This is a genomic window from Psychrobacter sp. T6-5 (genome assembly GCF_052258485.2).
GTDB lineage: Bacteria > Pseudomonadota > Gammaproteobacteria > Pseudomonadales > Moraxellaceae > Psychrobacter.
Genome location: NZ_JBQQEY020000001.1, coordinates 182,076 through 200,803, shown reverse-complemented (window position 1 = coordinate 200,803; position 18,728 = coordinate 182,076). Strand labels below are relative to the sequence as shown.

The window sequence follows — 18,728 nt, the reverse complement described above, 5'->3', positions numbered from 1 at the left end:
CGATGGCGGGGTTTTTGCTGTTTATCGAATGAGCGGTAGTTTTTCTCGTATTATTGAGCAGATTTATAATAGTCAACGAGCATAGTGCCTAACGTACCGTTTTCATCAATCGTTACGATGCTGACTTGACCTGTCTGTGAGGCGGTACTGGATTTCACTTGGCCTGCGTTACCTAAGACGACCTGATGCTTATTAGTGGCTTTTACGCCATTACCAATAGCGATACTGTTCAAACCGCTCGCAACTGAAATATTACCAATCGCAATGGAAGCTTCGCCCTGTGCGGCGGCGGCTTCACCGACAGCCGTTGCACGCATACCGCTGGCATCAGCGAGATGACCGAACGCTTGGGCGCGTTCACCCGTGGCTTTTGACTGCCAACCGATAGAAGTAGAACCCAGACCTGCTGAATTGGCTTGACCACCGACCGCAGTCGCAGAGTTCATACCTGCATTTGCTTGGTTGCCGACGGCAACGGTATCGTTCGTTCCGCCTGCCATTGCCGCTTCACCCACTGCCGTTGCACGTACGCCACTGGCATTGGCTAGGTGACCAAAGGCTTGAGCACGTTCAGCGGTGGCTTTTGATTGCCAACCAATCGAGGTTGAGCCCAGACCTGCTGCATTGGCTTGACCGCCGACAGCAGTCGCAGAGTTCATACCTGCATTTGCTTGGTTACCGACAGCGACTGTATCGTTCGTTCCGCCTGCCATTGCAGCTTCACCGACAGCCGTTGCACGCATACCGCTGGCATCAGCGAGATGACCGAACGCTTGGGCGCGTTCACCCGTGGCTTTTGACTGCCAACCGATAGAAGTAGAACCCAGACCTGCTGCATTGGCTTGACCACCGACAGCGGTCGCTGAGTTCATACCCGCGTTTGCTTGACTACCGAGTGCAACCGTATCATTGGTGCCGCCTGCCATGGCTTGATTGCCATAGGCCAGAGCCATTGTGCCGCCATCAGCTGCCATCACGGCGGTAGTGCTAAAAGACGCTGCGGCGACTGCTAGAGCGAGTGTACTGATTTTTAGCGCTGAACGTGATGAGAATTCCATTTTCATAATTTTTTATCCTGTTTTTTTGAATATTAAAGTCTCGTTAAGTGATCCAGTTGGATATTTATTAAGACTTGTTTAGGCGAGTTTATATACAATTTAATTGGTTGAAGAGAGTTCAGTGACATCTACTGCGCTCTGCTTATATAAGCTCAAGGCGGCAGTAGATATTTATGAGCAGTTACTACGTAAATAAATTACCAAGCAAACGTGACACCGCCGCGAGCCCCTACTTTTCCAGTATCAAGCCCGACACCTGCACCGGCCGAAATGGTCATGCTATCGCTCATTCTGCCAGCAAACGAGGTACTCAATGCTGAGCTGCTATTGTAATAGCCTGTACCAAATGACATCGCATAGCGCTTACCAGCAGGAATTACTGGCGTCTCTAAAGACAGTGCCATCGCGATACCGTCTTCGGCTTCATCCAAGCGATCTTCTTGACGATCATATCGACTACGTAAGTCGTTAAATTGTCTAGAGGTTGCTAGTGAGTCTACGCTGACACTGGTACCTAATGTACCGTTGGCATCGGTTGTGACAAGATTGGTCGTGCCTGTCTGTGCTGCGGTACTAGCTTGCAGTTGACCTGCATTACCCAAGACGATCTGATTGTCAGCTGCTGCCGTTGCGCCGTTACCGATAGCGATACTGTTTAAACCGCCTGCCACCGATTCATTACCTAGCGCGACAGAGCGCTCGCCTTGTGCTTGCGCAGCTTCACCCACAGCGGTTGAGCGTTCGCCAGTTGCCGAAGCTAGATGACCAAAGGCCTGAGCACGGACACCGCTTGCGGTTGATTGCCAGCCCATCGCAGTTGCACCCGCTTGAGTGGCTTGAGCTTGAGCACCGATAGCGGTGGAAGATGTACCAGAGGCAGTCGTTTGACGTACGCCACTTCTATCGCCACCGATCGCTACACCGTCAAGACCTGAGGCGACTGAGTTATTACCGATAGCAATTGCATTATCTGACTCAGCACTGGCAGCTTCACCAACTGCCGTTGAACGTACGCCGCTGGCATTGGCTAGGTGACCAAAGGCTTGCGCGCGTTCAGCAGTTGCTTTTGATTGCCAACCGACTGAGGTAGAACCAAGACCTGCGGCGTTTGCTTGACCACCGACCGCGGTGGCTGAGTTATTACCTGCATTGGCTAGATTACCAATAGCGACAGTGTCATTACTGCCACCAGCGACCGATTCGTTACCTAGCGCCACAGAGCGTTCGCCTTGTGCTTGTGCAGCTTCACCCACGGCGGTTGAGCGTACCCCATTTGCTTGAGCTAGATGACCAAACGCTTGAGCGCGCTCGGCGTTTGCTCCTGACTGCCAACCAATAGCAGTCGCGCCTGGGCCAGTCGCTACTGATTCACCGCCGATAGCAGTGGTTGAATTACCTGCTGCATTGGATTGATCACCAATTGCTAGTGCATCGACGCCTGTGGCAGTAGATAGATTACCAATGGCTGTTGAGTTAGCGCTTAGCGCTTGAGAGTCTTCACCAATCGCTAAAGACAATGCACCATTTGCGGTAGCTTGGTGTCCAAAAGCTTGTGCTTGTGCACCAGTAGCGCTTGACTGCCAACCAATCGCGGTTGCGCCTGCGCCATCGGCAATTGACTCGCCGCCGATCGCCGTGGTTGAGTTGCCCAAAGCTTGAGCGCCAGCACGCGAACCATTTTCAGATACACCGCCGCCAACTGCTACTGCGTCGATACCATCAGCTTGTGAGTTAGACCCAATCGAGACAGTATTTTCATCAGAGGCAAAGGCGGTGTTGCCTACCGCCACAGCATTAGCCGCTGATGCAAAAGCGTTCTGACCTATTGCGGTGGCATTATCAGCAAAGGCGCTAGTATTTGGGCCACAGGCCAAAGCGTCTGTTCCAAGACCAGAGGCATTACCAGTATTGCCACTGCTTAACTGACATTCAGCTGCCATGGTGCTGGTAGTGGCAAAAGATGCAGCGGCGGCAATGGCTAAGGTGAGAGTACTAAGCTTTAGAGCAGAGCGCGGTAAGAAGTCCATTTTTTTCATTTCTTCATCCTTTTTTTAGAAACGTTAGGGCTTGATGGTGTCGATAAAAAATACGGCAGCAACATTTATTATTAAATGGGTTATTCATTTGTTTTTTTGCAAATAACCCGACAATTGACTGCCTGTACTGCTATTGATGAGGCAAGCAAGTCTCAACTGTGTTACCGAGTCTCAATGTAGCAATATCACAATTAGTCTACTCGCTACCCTGCTGCGATAGTACCAGTTGGGTGGATAAACCAACGGTATAAGCTGCTAAAATCGTTTGTTTTTTTCACAAGGCAATACACCGCTTGTCCATGTACTTTACTAGTGTTTTTGGCGTCCACATTTATAATCTACATGATTACGTAACAAAGTTCGACTGATAATTAACGTCTGCTTTCAAAAAGTTACAGTCTAATTATTCAACAAAAAACACGTAGTTTTCGTAAGGGATTTCAGACCTTATGGATACTGAGCTGTGTAAAAATACTTAATAGTAAGGGGTGTAAAATAAATGATATTTAATAGCAATAAAATGCGCGCAGGAAAGCAATCAAAAGAGAGCAGCGTGGTAAATTGAAGTTGAGATCACTGAAAAAAGGGTAGGTAGCAGATGATATTCTGTCTGAAGCTAAAGTAGATGGATGGTTGGCAAATCCAAGAATAGAAAGAATCAAGATTTGTCTTTATGCTTGGCTTTGGTTTTAAATGGTGTAGAAAATTGCAATATTAAAAATCCCACTACAGATAAGATAATGGCGATTTCGTAGCGAGCGTAAGCCACTGAAATACCGATCGCGCCAGTGTCCCAAAGTCCTGCGGCCGTCGCGGTGCCTTCTGCACCATCTTTGTTTTTGACAATCGCGCCGCCGCCAATAAAGCCCATGCCAGTGATGATGCCATACATAATGCGCGCTTGGGCGTCGGGGCTGTCATAGATATCCATCCCTACCAGCATAAAGGCGCATGAGGCAATGGTAACCAAAGGAAAAGTACGCAGGCCTGCGCCATTGTCTTGAAACTCACGATTGAGCGCAATGGGCAGCGACAGTATAAAGGCGATACTCAGCTGCATGGCGTGATAGGCCAGCAGTTTGAGGTTTAAATCGAACGCGAACATAATGTAAAGTCCCTCCCATATCGCACACTTGTACGATAACAGCGTCCACGATAACAATGTCCATGTCACCGTACTGTATTTTTTATACCATATAACAATAATGAGATGCCATATTTGGTATGCAGCGGTAGGATTACTCATTCTAAATGTAAGTCACCAACAAAATAGTTGCGAATAAACCGCACGTCAATCGCCATCATTGCCCCGAAACTTGTTAAAATAGGGCACCAATTTTTTATTGATGGATACTCACCTTATGACGACCGCATCATCGACGCCAACTATCAAGCAAGACCGCATTTTAATCCTCGATTTTGGCTCGCAATACAGTCAGTTAATCGCCCGCCGTGTGCGCGATTCTGGGGTGTTTTGTGAGATGTTCCCTTATGATATCGACACTCAGCGCATCATCGATTTTGGCGCAAAAGGCGTCATCTTATCGGGTGGCCCTGAGAGCGTCCATGCAGACAACAGCCCGCGTATCAATGACGCAGTGTTTGACCTAGGCGTGCCTGTATTGGGTATTTGCTACGGTATGCAAGCGATGGCAGATCGTTTTGGCGGGCAGGTTCATGCCAGTGATATTCATGAGTTTGGTGCAGCGACCATCGAAGTAAATGGTCACTCGCAGCTGACTGACGGTATCGAAGACAGCAAGACTGACGGCGCGGCTGCCAAGCTAAACGTTTGGATGAGTCATGGTGACAAAGTCATCGAAGCACCTGAAGGCTTTGACATCGTCGCTAGTACGCCAAGCTGCCCGATTGCGATTATGGCCAATGATGATAAGCAATACTACGGTCTACAGTTCCACCCAGAAGTGACGCACACCCTACAAGGTCAAGCGCTGCTAGGTCGTTTCGTTCATCAAATCTGTGAGTGTGCTGGTGAGTGGACGCCAGACAATATCGCTGATATGCGTATCGCGCAGCTCAAAGAGCAAATTGGTGACAAGCAAGTATTGCTTGGTCTATCGGGCGGCGTGGACAGCTCAGTCGTTGCAGCGTTATTGCACAAAGCCATTGGCGATCAGCTGACCTGTGTATTTGTAGATAACGGTCTCTTGCGTCTGCATGAAGGCGATCAGGTCATGCAAGTTTTTGCAGAAAATATGGGCGTCAAAGTCATCCGTGTTGATGCTGAAGATTTATTCTTAGATGCGCTAGCAGGCGAGTCGGATCCAGAGAAGAAACGTAAAATCATCGGTAAGACGTTCATTGACGTATTCGCTGATAGCGCGCGTCAAGTGAGCGAGCAGAGCGATGGTAAAGTCGTTGAGTTCTTAGCACAGGGTACGATTTACCCAGACGTGATCGAATCTGCTAAATCCCATCAAGGCAAAGCACACGTCATTAAGAGCCATCATAACGTCGGCGGCTTGCCAGATGATTTGGCATTTAAACTGATTGAGCCGTTACGTGATTTGTTTAAAGATGAAGTACGCAAGCTTGGTATTACTTTAGGCTTACCAGCAAAAATGATCTATCGTCATCCGTTCCCAGGTCCGGGTTTGGGTGTGCGTATCCTTGGTGAGGTGAAAAAAGAATATGCGGATGTCTTGCGTTTGGCAGATGCGATCTTTATGCAAGAGCTTGAGCGTTCAGGCTGGTATGACAAGACTGCACAAGCATTTGCCGTATTCCAACCAATCAAATCTGTCGGCGTGGTCGGTGATGGTCGCCGCTATGCATGGGTAATCGCGCTACGTGCGGTTGAGACTGTGGACTTTATGACCGCGCGCTTTGCGCATCTACCGTATGATTTGATCGAGACGGTATCGAACCGCATCATGAATGAAATCGCTGATGTGTCACGTGTGACCTATGACGTGTCGAGCAAGCCACCTGCGACGATTGAGTGGGAATAATCCTTCCTTAGATAGCGCAGTTAGTTATAAAAAAAGCCCACGATAGCGTGGGCTTTTTTGTGTTTATGTCTGGGAATATAACTAACTGATAGAAAGAGGTATGGCAAAAATAAATCTAAGAACGATTATTTTGCGAGTTTCATATCAATATGTGGAATATCGTCTTCTAAATAGGTTTCTGACGTTTTGACAAAGCCATGTTGTGTATAAAACGATGTCAGATACTCTTGCGCACCAATCTCAATAGATTCGTTAGGCCACAAAGATTGGCAGTTTCTCAATGCTTCTGCTAACAGTTGATGCCCAATACCGCCACCTCGATGATCTGCCGAGATGGCCACGCGGCCCATACTGACTGATGGATAGCTCACGCCTTTTGGCAATAAACGGGTACAGGCGACAAGCTGGTCACCGTCATAACCGAGTAAATGATAAACGCCCTTCTTATGATCTTTGTCATCCAATTCAGGATAGGGGCACTGTTGTTCAACCACAAACACATCCACCCTCAGTTTGAGGAGTTGATACAACTGGATCGTCGTTAATTCAATGAAAGGCTTGAGCTGCCAAGTTATCATATTGTTTTTTCCTAATCATGAATAATATTGCCACTGTAGACAAGTTGGCTAATTGCTTTAATTATTGAGTCTATGGCTGAGTATAACCGTTTCCTAGTCAGATTTTATTCCGTCATCAAACGCGGGCCTGTGCCTGTCTCGCCTAGCTCATCATAAGGGTTTAAGAGCTTACAGCGCTCAAGCGATAGGCAACCACAGCCGATACAGTCCGTCATCATGCTTTTCAATTCGGTCAATTGCGCAATCTTGCGATCCAGTTCAGCTTGCCATCTGATGCCGAGCGCCTCCCAATCTTCGATCGTAATGCGGGTGCGATTGGGCAGCTCATCCAGCTCCAGCAAGACTTCCTCTAATGAAAACCCTGTACGCTGCGCCACCTGAATTAGGGAGACAATACGAATGACGTGCTTTGGGTATTGTCTGTGATTGGCATTGTTTCTTTGACTTTTTATCAGACCTTTGCGCTCATAAAAATGTAGCGCAGACACTGCCACGCCTGTCCTCTCACTGAGCATACCAACTGATATCCATTCAGGGATAAGTTTTTTTTGCATTTTTTACTTGACCTCAACTTAGGTTTAGGTAGCAGAATAGCGCTTATTCAATATTCATTCAAGCCACCGCTTGCGCAAAACAAGCAACTAACGATGAGAGTAAGGCATGAAAACTAATTTATTGGTACCAAGTGCGCTGTGCTTGCTGCTGCTATCTACCTTGACGGTGATGTCTAACGCCACCATTGCGCCTGCCTTACCCGGTCTAGCGCGCGAGTTTGCAGGGACGGCGTCCGCTGATCTTTTGGTTAAAATGCTACTACCGATACCGGCGCTATTTGTGGTGATTTTCGCACCCATACTCGGTTGGACTGCTGATAAATTCGGTCGGCGCAAGCAGCTGCTGATCTCGACCACGGTATTTGCGCTATCGGGTGCAGCAGGCGCAAAGCTGGCAGGACTTGAGGCTATCCTCATCAGTCGTGCAATTTTAGGCATTTGCGTTGCTGGACTGATGACCGCGATCACCGCGCTGATTACCGATTATTTTGCGGGTCAGCAGCGCAGCCAGTTTATGGGTTTGCAGCAGTCTTTCTCGAATATCGGCGGCATCGTATTTATCGTCACTGCTGGCTATTTGGCCAATACCAGTGCGCGTCTGCCGTTTTATATCTATGCGGCGGCGCTGTTGTTAGTACCTTTGGTATTCTTTGCCATCAAAGATGTGTCGCGTACCAATGATGGGTCTGTGATACAGACAGCAGAGAACACTCAAACCAAAGACACGATTAAAAATAACGCACGCTGGAAATGGGCGCTGGCAGGCTGTGCGTTGGTGCTGTTTTGTCATTTAATCGTGTTTTATATCTTGCCGACGCAGATACCCTTTTTTATGGTCGATATCGGTATCACTGATGCTAGCAAGTCCGGCTTAGCCATGGGTGCTGGCACACTGGCGGCAGCGATTATCGGTATTAGCTTTGGCAAACTGGTGGACAAAATCCAGAACTATGGTGTGGCATTGGTAGGCTTTATGACTATGGCGATAGGGATGGTAGTACTGTCACAGGCATCGTCGTTTGGCTTGGTCGTCGTCGGTTGCGCGCTCATGGGGGTTTGCATGGGTCTTGTGATGCCCAACTTTATGGTGACAGGGCTGGCACTGGTGCCGAGTGATAAGCGCGGACTGGCATCAGGCGTATTGACGAGCAGCATTTTTATCGGTCAATTTGTCTCACCATTGATATCATCCGCCCTCATCGCAATATTGGCTTATAGCCATTTTTATTTACTCATGGCAGGCTTTACGGCGCTGTTAGCAGTCGCAAGCGCTGCCATGCTCAAAGCACAAGCGGCGTGATATCGCCGCTATATAACTCACAACTTATAAGGATTTTATAATGAAAGTACTTGCCTTTGGTACCAGCAACAGCAGAAAATCCATCAATCAAAAGCTGGCACGCTATGCCGCCACGCAGATTGATGAGGCAGATATTACCTTACTCGATATTCATGACCTTGAGATGCCGATATACAGCGAAGAGCGCGAAAAGGAAAGAGGCATTCCTGCCTTTGCGCATGACTTTTATCAAGCGATTGGCGAAGCGGACGCGGTGGTCATCTCGTTTGCCGAATACAATGGCTCGTACACCGCCGCGTACAAAAACCTGTTCGATTGGGCATCGCGTATCGATATGAAAGTCTATCAAGATAAGCCGATGATTATGCTCGCGACCTCACCAGGGGCGGGCGGCGCACAAAGTGTGCTTGCTACGGCTGAAGCGTCCGCGCCGTTTTTCGCCGCCGATGTTAAAGGCGCACTGTCATTGCCTAATTTCTTTGATAACTATGATGTCGAAAAAGGGGAAGTGACGGATGAGGCGTTTAATGAGCAGCTAAATGAGATTATTAGTAAGCTATAAGCCTTAAACATTCGTGATAGATAATAAAAAAACACTCAACTTGGTTGGGTGTTTTTTGTTATTCTAATAACTTTTATAGTGTTATATCTCTATAATTTTAAGTGTATAATTTAAATATATTTCTAGATATGAAGAATTGTGTCAAACAGTATTGATCAATGACTTGAAGAGCGGTATCTTGTCTCTAAGTGTGTACGCAGGCGCTATTTTAGGTTTGATTTGTACAATGATGGGAGTGCCAGTGATGGACTTGAATACAATGATTGAATGGTTCGGAGGGATAATGCGGGTACCAAAAGATTCAGTTATTGCTCGGATATGATGGGTCGATATTACCAATATTCCCTGAAGGTTCAAACCCTTCTCCCGCACCATATACAATATTAGCCAGTAGATAATAATATCTACTGGCTTTTTCTATTTTGCAAATGCAGCAGTATCATAAATAGACTATTATTTAATCATATATGAGTTTCCTTCGAGTATTTAAGGTGATAAGAATGCCGACAACTGCCAGTATTAACCTCCCTACACCTAAAAGTTGGGACGAGTTTGAAGATATATGTCTATCAGCAATAAAAATTAAATGTGATAGTGTAAATTTTAATAGATATGGAAGGTCTGGACAAAAACAGGATGGTGTGGACATTGTCGGAACAGACAGTTTTGGACGTTTGATAGGAGTACAGTGTAAAAATACTTTAAATTCGTTAACAGAAAAACTAATAGTAAAGGAAATTTCTAAGGCTGAATCTTTCACTCCTCCCTTATCAGTCTTGTATATTGCTACAAGTAGACCACCTGATACTCATGTCCAAGGATTCATACAAGAAATCTCAAGAGAAAGAGTAGCAAGAGGAAATTTTGCAGTAGGCATTTTATTTTGGACAGATATTGAGCAAGAGTTGTCTAAGAGAACTGATGAGCTAAAAAGATTTTATCCGCAGTTCTCTTTTGATACAGGCACATCAATACCTAGTTATAAAAGTGAAAGAGATAAGGATATATCGGTTCTAAGCGACTTATTTAATTGTATAGATATGGATGCTATACCTCATTATTTAGACGACGCACCAAAAAGAGTTCATGTAAGTTTCTTAGGCCACGTTTCAAATATTAACATGGCAATAAATAGTCCTCTTTTTCAGTTATATGATAAAAATATTGAGGGAAAGATAGGTATCTGGATTCAGAAGTGGTTTGATATTTATAGCTTGATTTCTAAAGATTATTATAGTTTCTACGTAAGCATCCCTGACGCTAGTGAAATTTTATTTAAATGGTCGGAAGATTCTTGTAGAAAACTTGAAGAGAGACAATTATTTGAAAATATAAGTAGATATAAGAATGATTTTTTAGAATTACACTACGAGCTATGCGAATTTATCCATAATAACTACCCTGAAATTGATTTAAATAGTACATCTTCATTTGCTCGTCAGTTCTATATTTAAAGCATTCAGTAGCTATAAAACTCTATTAAAGAGGTAAAAAAGCAGCCTCCCAAACGAGCGCTGCTTTTTTTATATCAAACCTAAAACCTATCCCTTCACATTCACCACATAACGCCCAACCACTTTGCTCGACATAAAACGATCTAAGTATTCTGGCGTTTGTTCAAGTGTAATCTCTTCACCATAACTCTCTAGATTAGGCAGTTTCATATCGGTGGCGACGCGCTGCCAAATGACTTCTTCGTCTGCCAGTGGAATATAGACCGAGTCGATACCCAGCATACGATAAAGATAAAGTTATCATAAGAGTTTTATAAGGGAAGTATTTGCCGAGACAGGCAAAGTGATGATAGATAACTTTAATGCGCAGCTAAATGAGATTGTCTGTAAGCTGTAAGCTGTAAGCTGTAAGCTATCGCGATAGACAATAAAAAACACCCAACGAGATTGAGTGTTTTTTTGGTTTTATTGCGTTTCTTTACGCTTTTAATCCGGCGAGCATTCTCGATACTTCAGTTAAAGCACTCCAGTCTTTGTCTCCCAAACCATTTTGATTTGCCGCAATCAAATTATCCTTTGCGCCCAATATAGTGGAAGGTTTTACCCCAGAAGCGGTAAAAGCGGTTTCAAAAATTAAGGCATCTTTCAAGCCTGCACTCAGATCAAACCCTACTGTATCGAAATCTCGATTGGCTATTTTCTCTGCATAATCGCGCATTGCTTGATTGTCAGAAAAAAACATCTTCGTAATGGTCAATACTTTAGCTTTATCTAGCTCACTTTTTTCTGCATACGTAAAAATCTCGCCCAACATCACCAGTTGTGTCATTGCCATATAGTTGACACATATTTTCATAGCATTTGCTGAACGCGCCGTTTCTCCAACCGAGACCTGCTTAACAGTATATGAATTGATGATCGGTTGAATACGTTCGATCGCCTCAAGGTCGCCAGCAAGAAAAGTGATTAACTGCCCAGCTGCGGCTGCATCGGGACGCCCCACCACTGGTGCAGCAATATAATGACAGCCTTGCTGTTGGTGAGCTGATTTTAGAGCATCTGCTGTTGCTGGCTGTATGGTTGTCAAACCAACGTGTATTTTATTTTCTGTTAATGACGCTAGTATGCCTTCTTCACCATGACACAAGTCAAGCACTGACTTATCATCTAATAAACTCGAAAAAATAACATCTGTCTGTGCCACTAGTTCTTTAATAGAGGAGGCAACCTTCGCGCCTTTTTCTGCAAAAGGTTGTGTTTTTGCTAGCGTGCGGTTATAAACGGTCAAATCATACCCAGCTCGCTGAATATTGGCACATATTCCTGAGCCCATTTTGCCAAGTCCAATAAACCCGACTCTGATTGTTTTCTTATGCATATTGTCCACCTTTGATTGAATGTTTTCAGTATGGACAATTTTACAGTCTGCTCGATTTGCCGCCTTAACAATTGTTAATAGGAAGGCTAGTTTTTGATCTAATACGGCTTAAAGAAACAGGAGTGATGCCTAAATATGCAGCGATGTAGTGATGGGGTACTTTTTCAAATATCTCGGGTTGTGTTGAGACCAGCTCTTCATAGCGCTGCTGTGGCTTGTTTTTTATGCGCGAAATAAAAAGTTTTTGATAATGATACATACGCTCAGCGATATAGTTGTCTATGGCCTGTTTTATGTTTGTGTCCTCAGCAAGCAGTTGTAACAGCTCATGTCGCGTGATGACTCTCAACCGCACAGCTGTAATTGATTCAATATTGTACAAAGCAGGATAGCCATTTTTTAAGCTTTCAAAAGAAGTCACAATATCGTCAGGGAAAAAAAACTGAAAAGTGACATCGTCACCATCATTGTTGAACCATGATCTGATGCAGCCTGTTTCGACAATAAAAACATTGCGACAAATATCACCTTCATTGAGCAGCGTTTCTCTTTTATCAAAATATGCCACACGCCCAACATTTAATAGCTGCGGGAACTTCGAAATAAGTGTATTCATCATCTTCCACATGATTGGATATTGAAATACTGTGATTATGCAATGACAGCATAACTCACTTCACTTAGCATAAACAATGTGAGTGCTATCGTGTGACCAGTAGTTTTTTCCAAAAAATAACGGCAGCACCCCAAAAAGCGTACTGCCGTTATTTAACAATATTAATGGTTTTAAAGTAAAAATTAACCCTTCACATTCACCACATAACGCCCAACCACTTTGCTCGACATAAAGCGATCTAAGTATTCAGGCGTTTGCTCAAGGGTGATTTCTTCACCATAGCTCTCAAGATTAGGCAGTTTCATATCGGTGGCGACACGCTGCCAAATGGCTTCTTTATCAGCTAGTGGAATATAAACCGAGTCGATACCCAGTAGTGACACCGCTCTAGTAATAAACGGCATGACCGTCATTGAAAACTCAGCACCGCCCGCTAGGCCACAACTGGTCACCGCGCCGCCCGCTTTGGTTTGCTTGAGCAAGTTAGATAGATACTCGCCGCCGATGGTATCAATGGCATTGGCCCATAGCTCACGGCCGATAGGTTTATTACCGATTTCATTGATCGTATCGCGATGACGCACTTCGCTCGCGCCCAGCTCTTTTAGATGCTCACTCTGTTCTGGCTTACCTGAAAAGGCAATCACTTCGTAGCCGAGCTGCGCGAGGATAGCGATACTGATACTACCCACGCCGCCCGTTGCACCAGTCACAGCGACTGGGCCATCACTGGGTTTTGCGCCCATTTTCTCTAGCTTTTGCACACTGAGCGCTGCGGTCAAGCCGCCAGTACCATAGGTCATCGCTTCTTTTAGTGTCAGCGTTTTTGGACAGGCTAGTGCCCAATCTGCTGGTATAGAGATCATTTGACCCAGACCGCCATCTGTATTCATACCGAGGTCATAGCCGAATACCAACACTTCTTGCCCTGCACTAAATGTGCCTGATTTGTCACTGACCACGACGCCTGCTGCATCGATACCGGGAGTGTGTGGGTATTGTTTGGTGATTCTTTTATTACCCGTGGCGGACATGGCATCTTTGAAGTTCAATGATGAATAATGCACTTCGATGAGCAAGTCGTTCTCTGGTAAGTCGCTAACTTTGCGCTCTTGGATGCTTTTTTTGAATTCGCCATCGCTAGTTTCTTCAACGACTAAGGCTTTAAACGTTTTCTCGTTTGACATGGTGATATCCCTATTACGTTTTATTGTTGATGTTCATGAGTCATGGCTTAACTATCGCATGCTTAATTATCTCATGACTGCAAAGCCACTGAAGCAAAAAAAGCCCACTGTACTTTAGGATAAATACAAATGGGCTTCTTCTTATTTTATGCTACCTCTAATGACAATAGTCATTGAAAGGTCAGTGTGTGAATTATAGTTTTGACGGTACTTTAAAGGTACTAAGGTTTTAATAGTACCTTACCTTTTTTGCCAGATTGCACATCACCTGAGACGGCTTTAGTAATCTCATCAAGCCCATAAACCGCTTCAATTGGTAATTTTAGATTGCCGTTAGTCGCGCGCTCTAGTAACTCATCAATCAGACGCTGTTTATTGTCTAGATCCATTTCTTGGCTGGTTTTGCTGCCCCAGAATCCTTTAACAATCGCTTGCTTAAAGATCAGGCTGCCAGCGTCTAGCTGCATTGGTTTACCTGACATGATACCAAACGAGACCAGCGTGCCATTACTACCCAGTAACGATAGCAGCTCATTGCTTGATTCACCACCGACCGAGTCAACGGCAGCAGTGATTTTGTCCTCACCGATGATAGCGCGGACTTGGTCTTGCCAGTCATCATCAGCAGTGACGACATTGTTTTTGATATCCAGTGCGGTCAGCTCTTCTAACGAGTCTTTGCTACGCACGAGATTAATGGTGTTCACACCGCGTGCCGCTGCCAGCATGGCTAGCGTTTTACCAACAGCGCCATTAGCCGCGTTATGGATGATCCATTGCCCACTATCTACTTCTAAAAACTCTAGTAGCATTAACGCAGATAAGGGCATAGCAATCAGCTGCGCGGCCAGTTCGTCTTCGATGCTGTCAGGGATGACAAATACCATGTTGGCAGGGGCGACAAAATACTCTGCCCACGTTTCGTGCACACTGGCACAGGCCACGCGTTGACCGACGCTTAAGTCTGTGACGTCATCGCCGACCGCATCAATAATCCCCAACGCTTCGCTACCGCCAACCGCTGGCATTTCTGGCTTGTAGCCGTATTGCCCGCTGACCGTTAGCATGTCGTGGTTATGAATGGGGGAGAGAATGGTTTTAATACGTACTTCGTTGGCAGCAGGCTGCGGCATAGGACGCTCGCCCACGCTCAGTACGTCGGAAGGTTTGCCAAAGTGGTCATAAGTAGCAACGCGCATAAATTATCCTTAATCAATTATTTGTTGTTATGTGTATGGGACCCAGACCACCACATTATGGTGTCGCTGTCGTATTGCGTGATCTGGTTTAAATATAATCAGTATGGGTCATACTATAGATAACAATAGACTGGTCGTCTAGTAAATAGATGATGACGTTATGTATGGTTTTGTTTCAGGTAAATTGAATGCTCAGTCATTACCTTGACAGATATTGGCATATACATATTCTGCCATTTAGCATTTCCAGCATGATTTTGTCTCAGTCTTACAAAAATAAATAGAGAGAAAATAAAATAATTAGAAGACCGCAATATAGAAAATAAGTTCGGATATCCAGACTGTCTTAGCATTGCCGCTATACCGTTATTCTTACATCAATTTTATATACAGTGATTAGTTATTAAAAACAATCTTATAAGTAAAATTTACAACATTTTTCTAGAAGTTTTATCTAGTAGCCTTTGAACATCAGTACTAACAATAATAAATACTGAGCAAAAATATCAAATAAATTGTCTGAGTGAGAAATTTATGAGCGGTATTATATTGCTGATGAACGGTAAAATTATAACCAAAAAATGCATAATACAATCGATATTCTATTTGATTTTTGTCTAGAAAAAATGATTTTTTCATGCTCCTGTCACGTCAATATGCCACTAGAGCGCACCAAAAATTGTTGACATTTATATTGTTTTTCATTACTAATGGTTATCCAATATATTACCGAATATTATCCATATTTATGCATATTAGCAGTATTAAGTGTCAATTTTGATTCAATGGTTATATCTCAGTGGTTGAATCAAGCGATGAGCGGTATAAAAGTAGACTGTGAAAACAGAACCAAAGGTATAACTTTTAAACCTATGAAAAACAATGGTTTCAGGAGAGATAAGGTAGTTCTTACCTTTGATAATCATTGACTACCGTGACTATTGTGATAGCGATTGATGAAGTGGATAGTATCAGTATACGGATAAATTAAATGGACTTACTAAAACTGAGTAAATCTGCCCAGCCACCTATTCGCTAGGATGTTATATGATACCTGCCTCTAACCACCTTTTTAAATATGCACTTTTGCCTACTTGTATAGCACTGACTATGTTTGTGACTGGCTGTAGTGATAAGTCTGCAAACGATGGCACAACCACTCAATCTTCAAATATTGACCCGAACGTATTGGCTGATAAGCAAGAGTTGGTTGTCAATAATGCCGCCGAGCCAGAGTCGCTGGATCCACACAAAGTATCAGGGGTTCCTGAAGCTGGTATTGACCGACAGATGTTTGAAGGTCTAACCAATACCGATGCAGATGGTAAGACCATTCCGGGTATGGCGACCAGTTGGGAGAGTCCTGATAATAAAGTATGGACGTTTAAACTGCGTGATGCCAAGTGGTCAAATGGTGATCCTGTGACGGCAGAAGATTTTGTCTATAGTCTGCGTCGTCTAGTCGATCCAAATACTGCTTCGCCTTATTCGAGCTATTTAGTCGATGCCAAAATCGTGGGCGCTGAGCAAATCGTTGAGGGTAAGGCAGGCATAGACACGCTTGGCGTCAAAGCCATCGATGACAAAACCTTGCAGGTGACATTATCAGAGCCTGTGCCTTATTTTCCAGACATGATGATCCATAACTCAGTCAAGCCTGTCAACCAAAAGAATGTCGAAGCGTTTGGGGATAAATGGACTGACCCTGCCAACATCGTGGTCAACGGCCCATACAAAGTCAGTAAATGGCAAGTCAATGATCAAATCGTCCTAACGCGTAACCCTGCTTATTACGATGACGCCAATACCAAAATTGATACTGTCACGATGCTCGCGATTCCTTCTAGTACCACTGATGTGGCGCGCTATCAGGCAGGTGAGATTGACATGACCTACAATGAAGTTCCGACTGAGCAGTTTGCGTCTCTCAAAGAACAGCTCGGTGATGAGCTCACCGTCTCTCCTTATCTATGTACCTACTATTACGAGTTTAATAACGTCAAACCACCATTTGATGATGTCAAAGTACGCCGTGCGCTCGCCTTGGCATTAGATCGTGACACGGTGGTAGATAAAGTCATCGGTCAAGGACAGACAGCAGCCTATCAGCTGACACCAACTGCAACCAATGGTGATGTAAAAAACACGCCAGAGTGGTCAACGTGGGATAAAGAGAAGCGTCTTGCAGAAGCCAAGAAGCTGCTGAATGAAGCAGGCTATAGCGAGAGCAATCCACTAAAATTCGAGCTGCTATACAACACCAATGACCTTCATAAGAAAACGGCACTTGCGGTCGCCTCGCTATGGAAACAATCGCTTGGCTTTGTCGATGTTAGTTTGATCAATAAAGAATGGAAAACCTACCTCGATACTCGCCGTAATGGTAACTACCAAATAGCGCGTGCGGGCTGGTGTGGTGATTACAACGAAGCCTCAACCTTCTTGAACATCGTAAAAACAGGTAACAGTAATAACCACGGCAAATACTCCAATGCCAACTTTGACAGTCTCATGGCACAAACACTAAAACCAGGTGTAACGCCCGAGCAGCGTGTTGATTTATACAACAAAGCTGAGGCTGAGCTAGACAAAGACATGCCTTTATTAAATGTCTATCACTATGTCAGCCCTCGTCTCATTAAGCCTTATGTCATTGGCTTTTCTACAAAAGATGCCTTGGACAACTGGCAGGCAAAAGATCTGTCCATCGCCAAACACTGATAAATCAGGATTTTAATAGGTGAGTGCGATGTAGACCGCTTCGGCGGGCTTATCGCACGCGCTGCTATTGTTAGTAAGCAATTACTGCATGTTATATCTGTTGTATCCTTCCGGCTTTAATTGGGCTTGGGAAGGGGCACTTCCATAAAGAGGTCTTATGTTAAAACTGATTTTTCGGCGTATTTTAGAGGCCATTCCGACCTTATTTGTTTTGATCACTGTCTCCTTTTTTATGATGCGCTTAGCGCCAGGCAATCCTTTCTCAGGCGAGCGTACCTTATCACCAGCCGTACTGGCCAATATCGAAGCCAAATACAATCTCAATGATCCCTTATGGTTGCAGTATGTCCATTATTTGGGGCAGCTTGCTGTCGGCGACTTCGGTCCTTCTTTTAAATATAAAGACTACACGGTCAACGAGCTATTGTCCCAGTCGTTTCCAGTATCTATGGAGCTTGGGATTTATGCGTTTATTCTCGCATTGGTCTTGGGACTGATTTTTGGGGTATTGGCAGCGCTGAAGCAAAACTCATGGTTGGATTATGTGCTGATGGCGTTTGCGATGACAGGGGTTGTGATTCCAAGCTTTGTCAAAGCGCCATTACTGGTACTCATCTTTGCGATTATTTTGCACTGGCTACCAGCGGGTGGTTGGAATGATGGCGCACTGCAAAACCTTATCTTACCCGTCACTGCTTTAGCGCTAGCCTATACGGCGAGTATCGCGCGGATCATGCGTGGTTCGATGATTGAGGTGATGAATAGTCAATATATTCGCACGGCTAGAGCCAAAGGCTTACCGATGCGCCAGATTGTCATGAAGCACGCGCTTAGACCAGCGATGTTGCCTGTGATCTCGTATTTAGGCCCTGCCTTTGTCGGTATTATTACTGGCTCTATCGTGATTGAGACCATTTTTGGTTTGCCGGGTATCGGGCAGTTATTCGTCAATGGCGCCCTCAACCGCGATTATGGCGTGGTGCTCAGTTTGACGATTTTGGTGGGTGTGCTGACCATTACGTTCAATGCCATTGTTGATATTTTATACGCCATGATTGACCCAAAGATTCAGTATTAAATATGGCGAATTATTATTTAAGTAGATTATTACAA

16 protein-coding genes are annotated in these 18,728 nt (G+C 44.8%); 6 read left to right on the top strand and 10 right to left on the bottom strand.

Annotation, left to right across the window (positions count from 1 at the left end):
- Positions 1 to 50: 50 nt before the first annotated feature.
- The 3 genes from ACTXGK_RS15495 to ACTXGK_RS15485 form a co-directional block, all read right to left on the bottom strand.
- A complete protein-coding gene (locus tag ACTXGK_RS15495) occupies positions 51 to 1,064 on the bottom strand; it encodes a hypothetical protein (RefSeq protein ID WP_443514802.1) in 1,014 nt (337 codons plus the stop codon).
- A gap of 191 nt (positions 1,065 to 1,255) precedes the next feature.
- Complete coding sequence (locus tag ACTXGK_RS15490; protein WP_443514801.1) at positions 1,256 to 3,094, bottom strand: YadA-like family protein; 1,839 nt, start codon at positions 3,092 to 3,094, stop codon at positions 1,256 to 1,258.
- A 658-nt stretch (positions 3,095 to 3,752) separates the two neighbouring features.
- Positions 3,753 to 4,199, bottom strand: a complete 447-nt coding sequence (locus ACTXGK_RS15485) for an MgtC/SapB family protein (protein WP_443514800.1) — start codon at positions 4,197 to 4,199, stop codon at positions 3,753 to 3,755.
- Positions 4,200 to 4,455: 256 nt separating this feature from the next.
- On the opposite strand from ACTXGK_RS15485, the gene guaA reads away from it, so the two are divergent.
- Positions 4,456 to 6,066, top strand: coding sequence for a glutamine-hydrolyzing GMP synthase (gene guaA / locus ACTXGK_RS15480; RefSeq protein ID WP_443514799.1), 1,611 nt, complete (start codon positions 4,456 to 4,458; stop codon positions 6,064 to 6,066).
- Between the two features lie 125 nt (positions 6,067 to 6,191).
- Here the strand turns inward: guaA and ACTXGK_RS15475 are convergent, their stop codons facing one another.
- Both ACTXGK_RS15475 and soxR read right to left on the bottom strand, forming a co-directional pair.
- Positions 6,192 to 6,644: a GNAT family N-acetyltransferase gene (locus ACTXGK_RS15475; RefSeq protein ID WP_443514798.1), complete on the bottom strand. Its 453-nt coding sequence runs from the start codon at positions 6,642 to 6,644 to the stop codon at positions 6,192 to 6,194.
- A gap of 104 nt (positions 6,645 to 6,748) precedes the next feature.
- A complete protein-coding gene (gene soxR / locus ACTXGK_RS15470) occupies positions 6,749 to 7,198 on the bottom strand; it encodes a redox-sensitive transcriptional activator SoxR (RefSeq protein WP_443514797.1) in 450 nt (149 codons plus the stop codon).
- A 106-nt stretch (positions 7,199 to 7,304) separates the two neighbouring features.
- Here soxR and ACTXGK_RS15465 point away from each other — a divergent pair, with 106 nt between their 5' ends.
- The 3 genes from ACTXGK_RS15465 to ACTXGK_RS15455 all read left to right on the top strand — a co-directional run bounded on the left by ACTXGK_RS15465 (position 7,305) and on the right by ACTXGK_RS15455 (position 10,514).
- Positions 7,305 to 8,498 (top strand): MFS transporter, encoded by a 1,194-nt coding sequence (locus ACTXGK_RS15465; RefSeq protein ID WP_443514796.1) that lies wholly within the window; start codon positions 7,305 to 7,307, stop codon positions 8,496 to 8,498.
- Positions 8,499 to 8,538: 40 nt separating this feature from the next.
- Positions 8,539 to 9,060 carry an NADPH-dependent FMN reductase gene (locus ACTXGK_RS15460; RefSeq protein WP_443514795.1) on the top strand — a complete coding sequence of 174 codons (522 nt, stop codon included), beginning with the start codon at positions 8,539 to 8,541 and terminating at the stop codon, positions 9,058 to 9,060.
- Between the two features lie 500 nt (positions 9,061 to 9,560).
- The gene (locus tag ACTXGK_RS15455) at positions 9,561 to 10,514 is read left to right on the top strand and encodes a hypothetical protein (RefSeq protein ID WP_443514794.1); all 954 of its coding nucleotides are present in this window, start codon (positions 9,561 to 9,563) and stop codon (positions 10,512 to 10,514) included.
- A gap of 87 nt (positions 10,515 to 10,601) precedes the next feature.
- Here the strand turns inward: ACTXGK_RS15455 and ACTXGK_RS15450 are convergent, their stop codons facing one another.
- From ACTXGK_RS15450 to ACTXGK_RS15430, 5 genes are all read right to left on the bottom strand, one after another.
- A complete protein-coding gene (locus ACTXGK_RS15450) occupies positions 10,602 to 10,796 on the bottom strand; it encodes a hypothetical protein (protein ID WP_443514793.1) in 195 nt (64 codons plus the stop codon).
- A gap of 196 nt (positions 10,797 to 10,992) precedes the next feature.
- Positions 10,993 to 11,931 carry an NAD(P)-dependent oxidoreductase gene (locus tag ACTXGK_RS15445; RefSeq protein ID WP_443514874.1) on the bottom strand — a complete coding sequence of 313 codons (939 nt, stop codon included), beginning with the start codon at positions 11,929 to 11,931 and terminating at the stop codon, positions 10,993 to 10,995.
- A 25-nt stretch (positions 11,932 to 11,956) separates the two neighbouring features.
- Positions 11,957 to 12,508, bottom strand: coding sequence for a Crp/Fnr family transcriptional regulator (locus ACTXGK_RS15440; protein ID WP_443514792.1), 552 nt, complete (start codon positions 12,506 to 12,508; stop codon positions 11,957 to 11,959).
- Positions 12,509 to 12,690: 182 nt separating this feature from the next.
- Positions 12,691 to 13,695 carry a YhdH/YhfP family quinone oxidoreductase gene (locus ACTXGK_RS15435; RefSeq protein ID WP_443514791.1) on the bottom strand — a complete coding sequence of 335 codons (1,005 nt, stop codon included), beginning with the start codon at positions 13,693 to 13,695 and terminating at the stop codon, positions 12,691 to 12,693.
- 221 nt (positions 13,696 to 13,916) lie between these two features.
- Positions 13,917 to 14,894, bottom strand: coding sequence for a zinc-binding dehydrogenase (locus ACTXGK_RS15430; RefSeq protein WP_443514790.1), 978 nt, complete (start codon positions 14,892 to 14,894; stop codon positions 13,917 to 13,919).
- Between the two features lie 1,047 nt (positions 14,895 to 15,941).
- Here ACTXGK_RS15430 and ACTXGK_RS15425 point away from each other — a divergent pair.
- Together ACTXGK_RS15425 and oppB are read left to right on the top strand one after the other, a co-directional pair.
- On the top strand, positions 15,942 to 17,615 hold the full coding sequence (locus ACTXGK_RS15425; RefSeq protein WP_394209651.1) for an ABC transporter substrate-binding protein: 1,674 nt from the start codon (positions 15,942 to 15,944) through the stop codon (positions 17,613 to 17,615).
- Positions 17,616 to 17,772: 157 nt separating this feature from the next.
- Positions 17,773 to 18,693, top strand: a complete 921-nt coding sequence (gene oppB / locus ACTXGK_RS15420) for an oligopeptide ABC transporter permease OppB (RefSeq protein ID WP_201508330.1) — start codon at positions 17,773 to 17,775, stop codon at positions 18,691 to 18,693.
- The last annotated feature ends 35 nt before the right edge of the window (positions 18,694 to 18,728 follow it).

What these genes read in the sequence shown, in the direction of transcription:
- ACTXGK_RS15460 (WP_443514795.1), top strand. Translation starts at nt 8,539, where the DNA reads ATGAAAGTACTTGCCTTTGGTACCAGCAACAGCAGAAAATCCATCAAT.
- ACTXGK_RS15430 (WP_443514790.1), bottom strand. Translation starts at nt 14,894, where the DNA reads ATGCGCGTTGCTACTTATGACCACTTTGGCAAACCTTCCGACGTACTG.
- soxR (WP_443514797.1), bottom strand. Translation starts at nt 7,198, where the DNA reads ATGCAAAAAAAACTTATCCCTGAATGGATATCAGTTGGTATGCTCAGT.
- ACTXGK_RS15495 (WP_443514802.1), bottom strand. Translation starts at nt 1,064, where the DNA reads ATGAAAATGGAATTCTCATCACGTTCAGCGCTAAAAATCAGTACACTC.
- ACTXGK_RS15490 (WP_443514801.1), bottom strand. Translation starts at nt 3,094, where the DNA reads ATGAAAAAAATGGACTTCTTACCGCGCTCTGCTCTAAAGCTTAGTACT.
- ACTXGK_RS15455 (WP_443514794.1), top strand. Translation starts at nt 9,561, where the DNA reads ATGCCGACAACTGCCAGTATTAACCTCCCTACACCTAAAAGTTGGGAC.
- ACTXGK_RS15475 (WP_443514798.1), bottom strand. Translation starts at nt 6,644, where the DNA reads ATGATAACTTGGCAGCTCAAGCCTTTCATTGAATTAACGACGATCCAG.
- ACTXGK_RS15440 (WP_443514792.1), bottom strand. Translation starts at nt 12,508, where the DNA reads ATGAATACACTTATTTCGAAGTTCCCGCAGCTATTAAATGTTGGGCGT.
- ACTXGK_RS15435 (WP_443514791.1), bottom strand. Translation starts at nt 13,695, where the DNA reads ATGTCAAACGAGAAAACGTTTAAAGCCTTAGTCGTTGAAGAAACTAGC.
- oppB (WP_201508330.1), top strand. Translation starts at nt 17,773, where the DNA reads ATGTTAAAACTGATTTTTCGGCGTATTTTAGAGGCCATTCCGACCTTA.
- guaA (WP_443514799.1), top strand. Translation starts at nt 4,456, where the DNA reads ATGACGACCGCATCATCGACGCCAACTATCAAGCAAGACCGCATTTTA.
- ACTXGK_RS15450 (WP_443514793.1), bottom strand. Translation starts at nt 10,796, where the DNA reads ATGCTGGGTATCGACTCGGTCTATATTCCACTGGCAGACGAAGAAGTC.
- ACTXGK_RS15425 (WP_394209651.1), top strand. Translation starts at nt 15,942, where the DNA reads ATGATACCTGCCTCTAACCACCTTTTTAAATATGCACTTTTGCCTACT.
- ACTXGK_RS15485 (WP_443514800.1), bottom strand. Translation starts at nt 4,199, where the DNA reads ATGTTCGCGTTCGATTTAAACCTCAAACTGCTGGCCTATCACGCCATG.
- ACTXGK_RS15465 (WP_443514796.1), top strand. Translation starts at nt 7,305, where the DNA reads ATGAAAACTAATTTATTGGTACCAAGTGCGCTGTGCTTGCTGCTGCTA.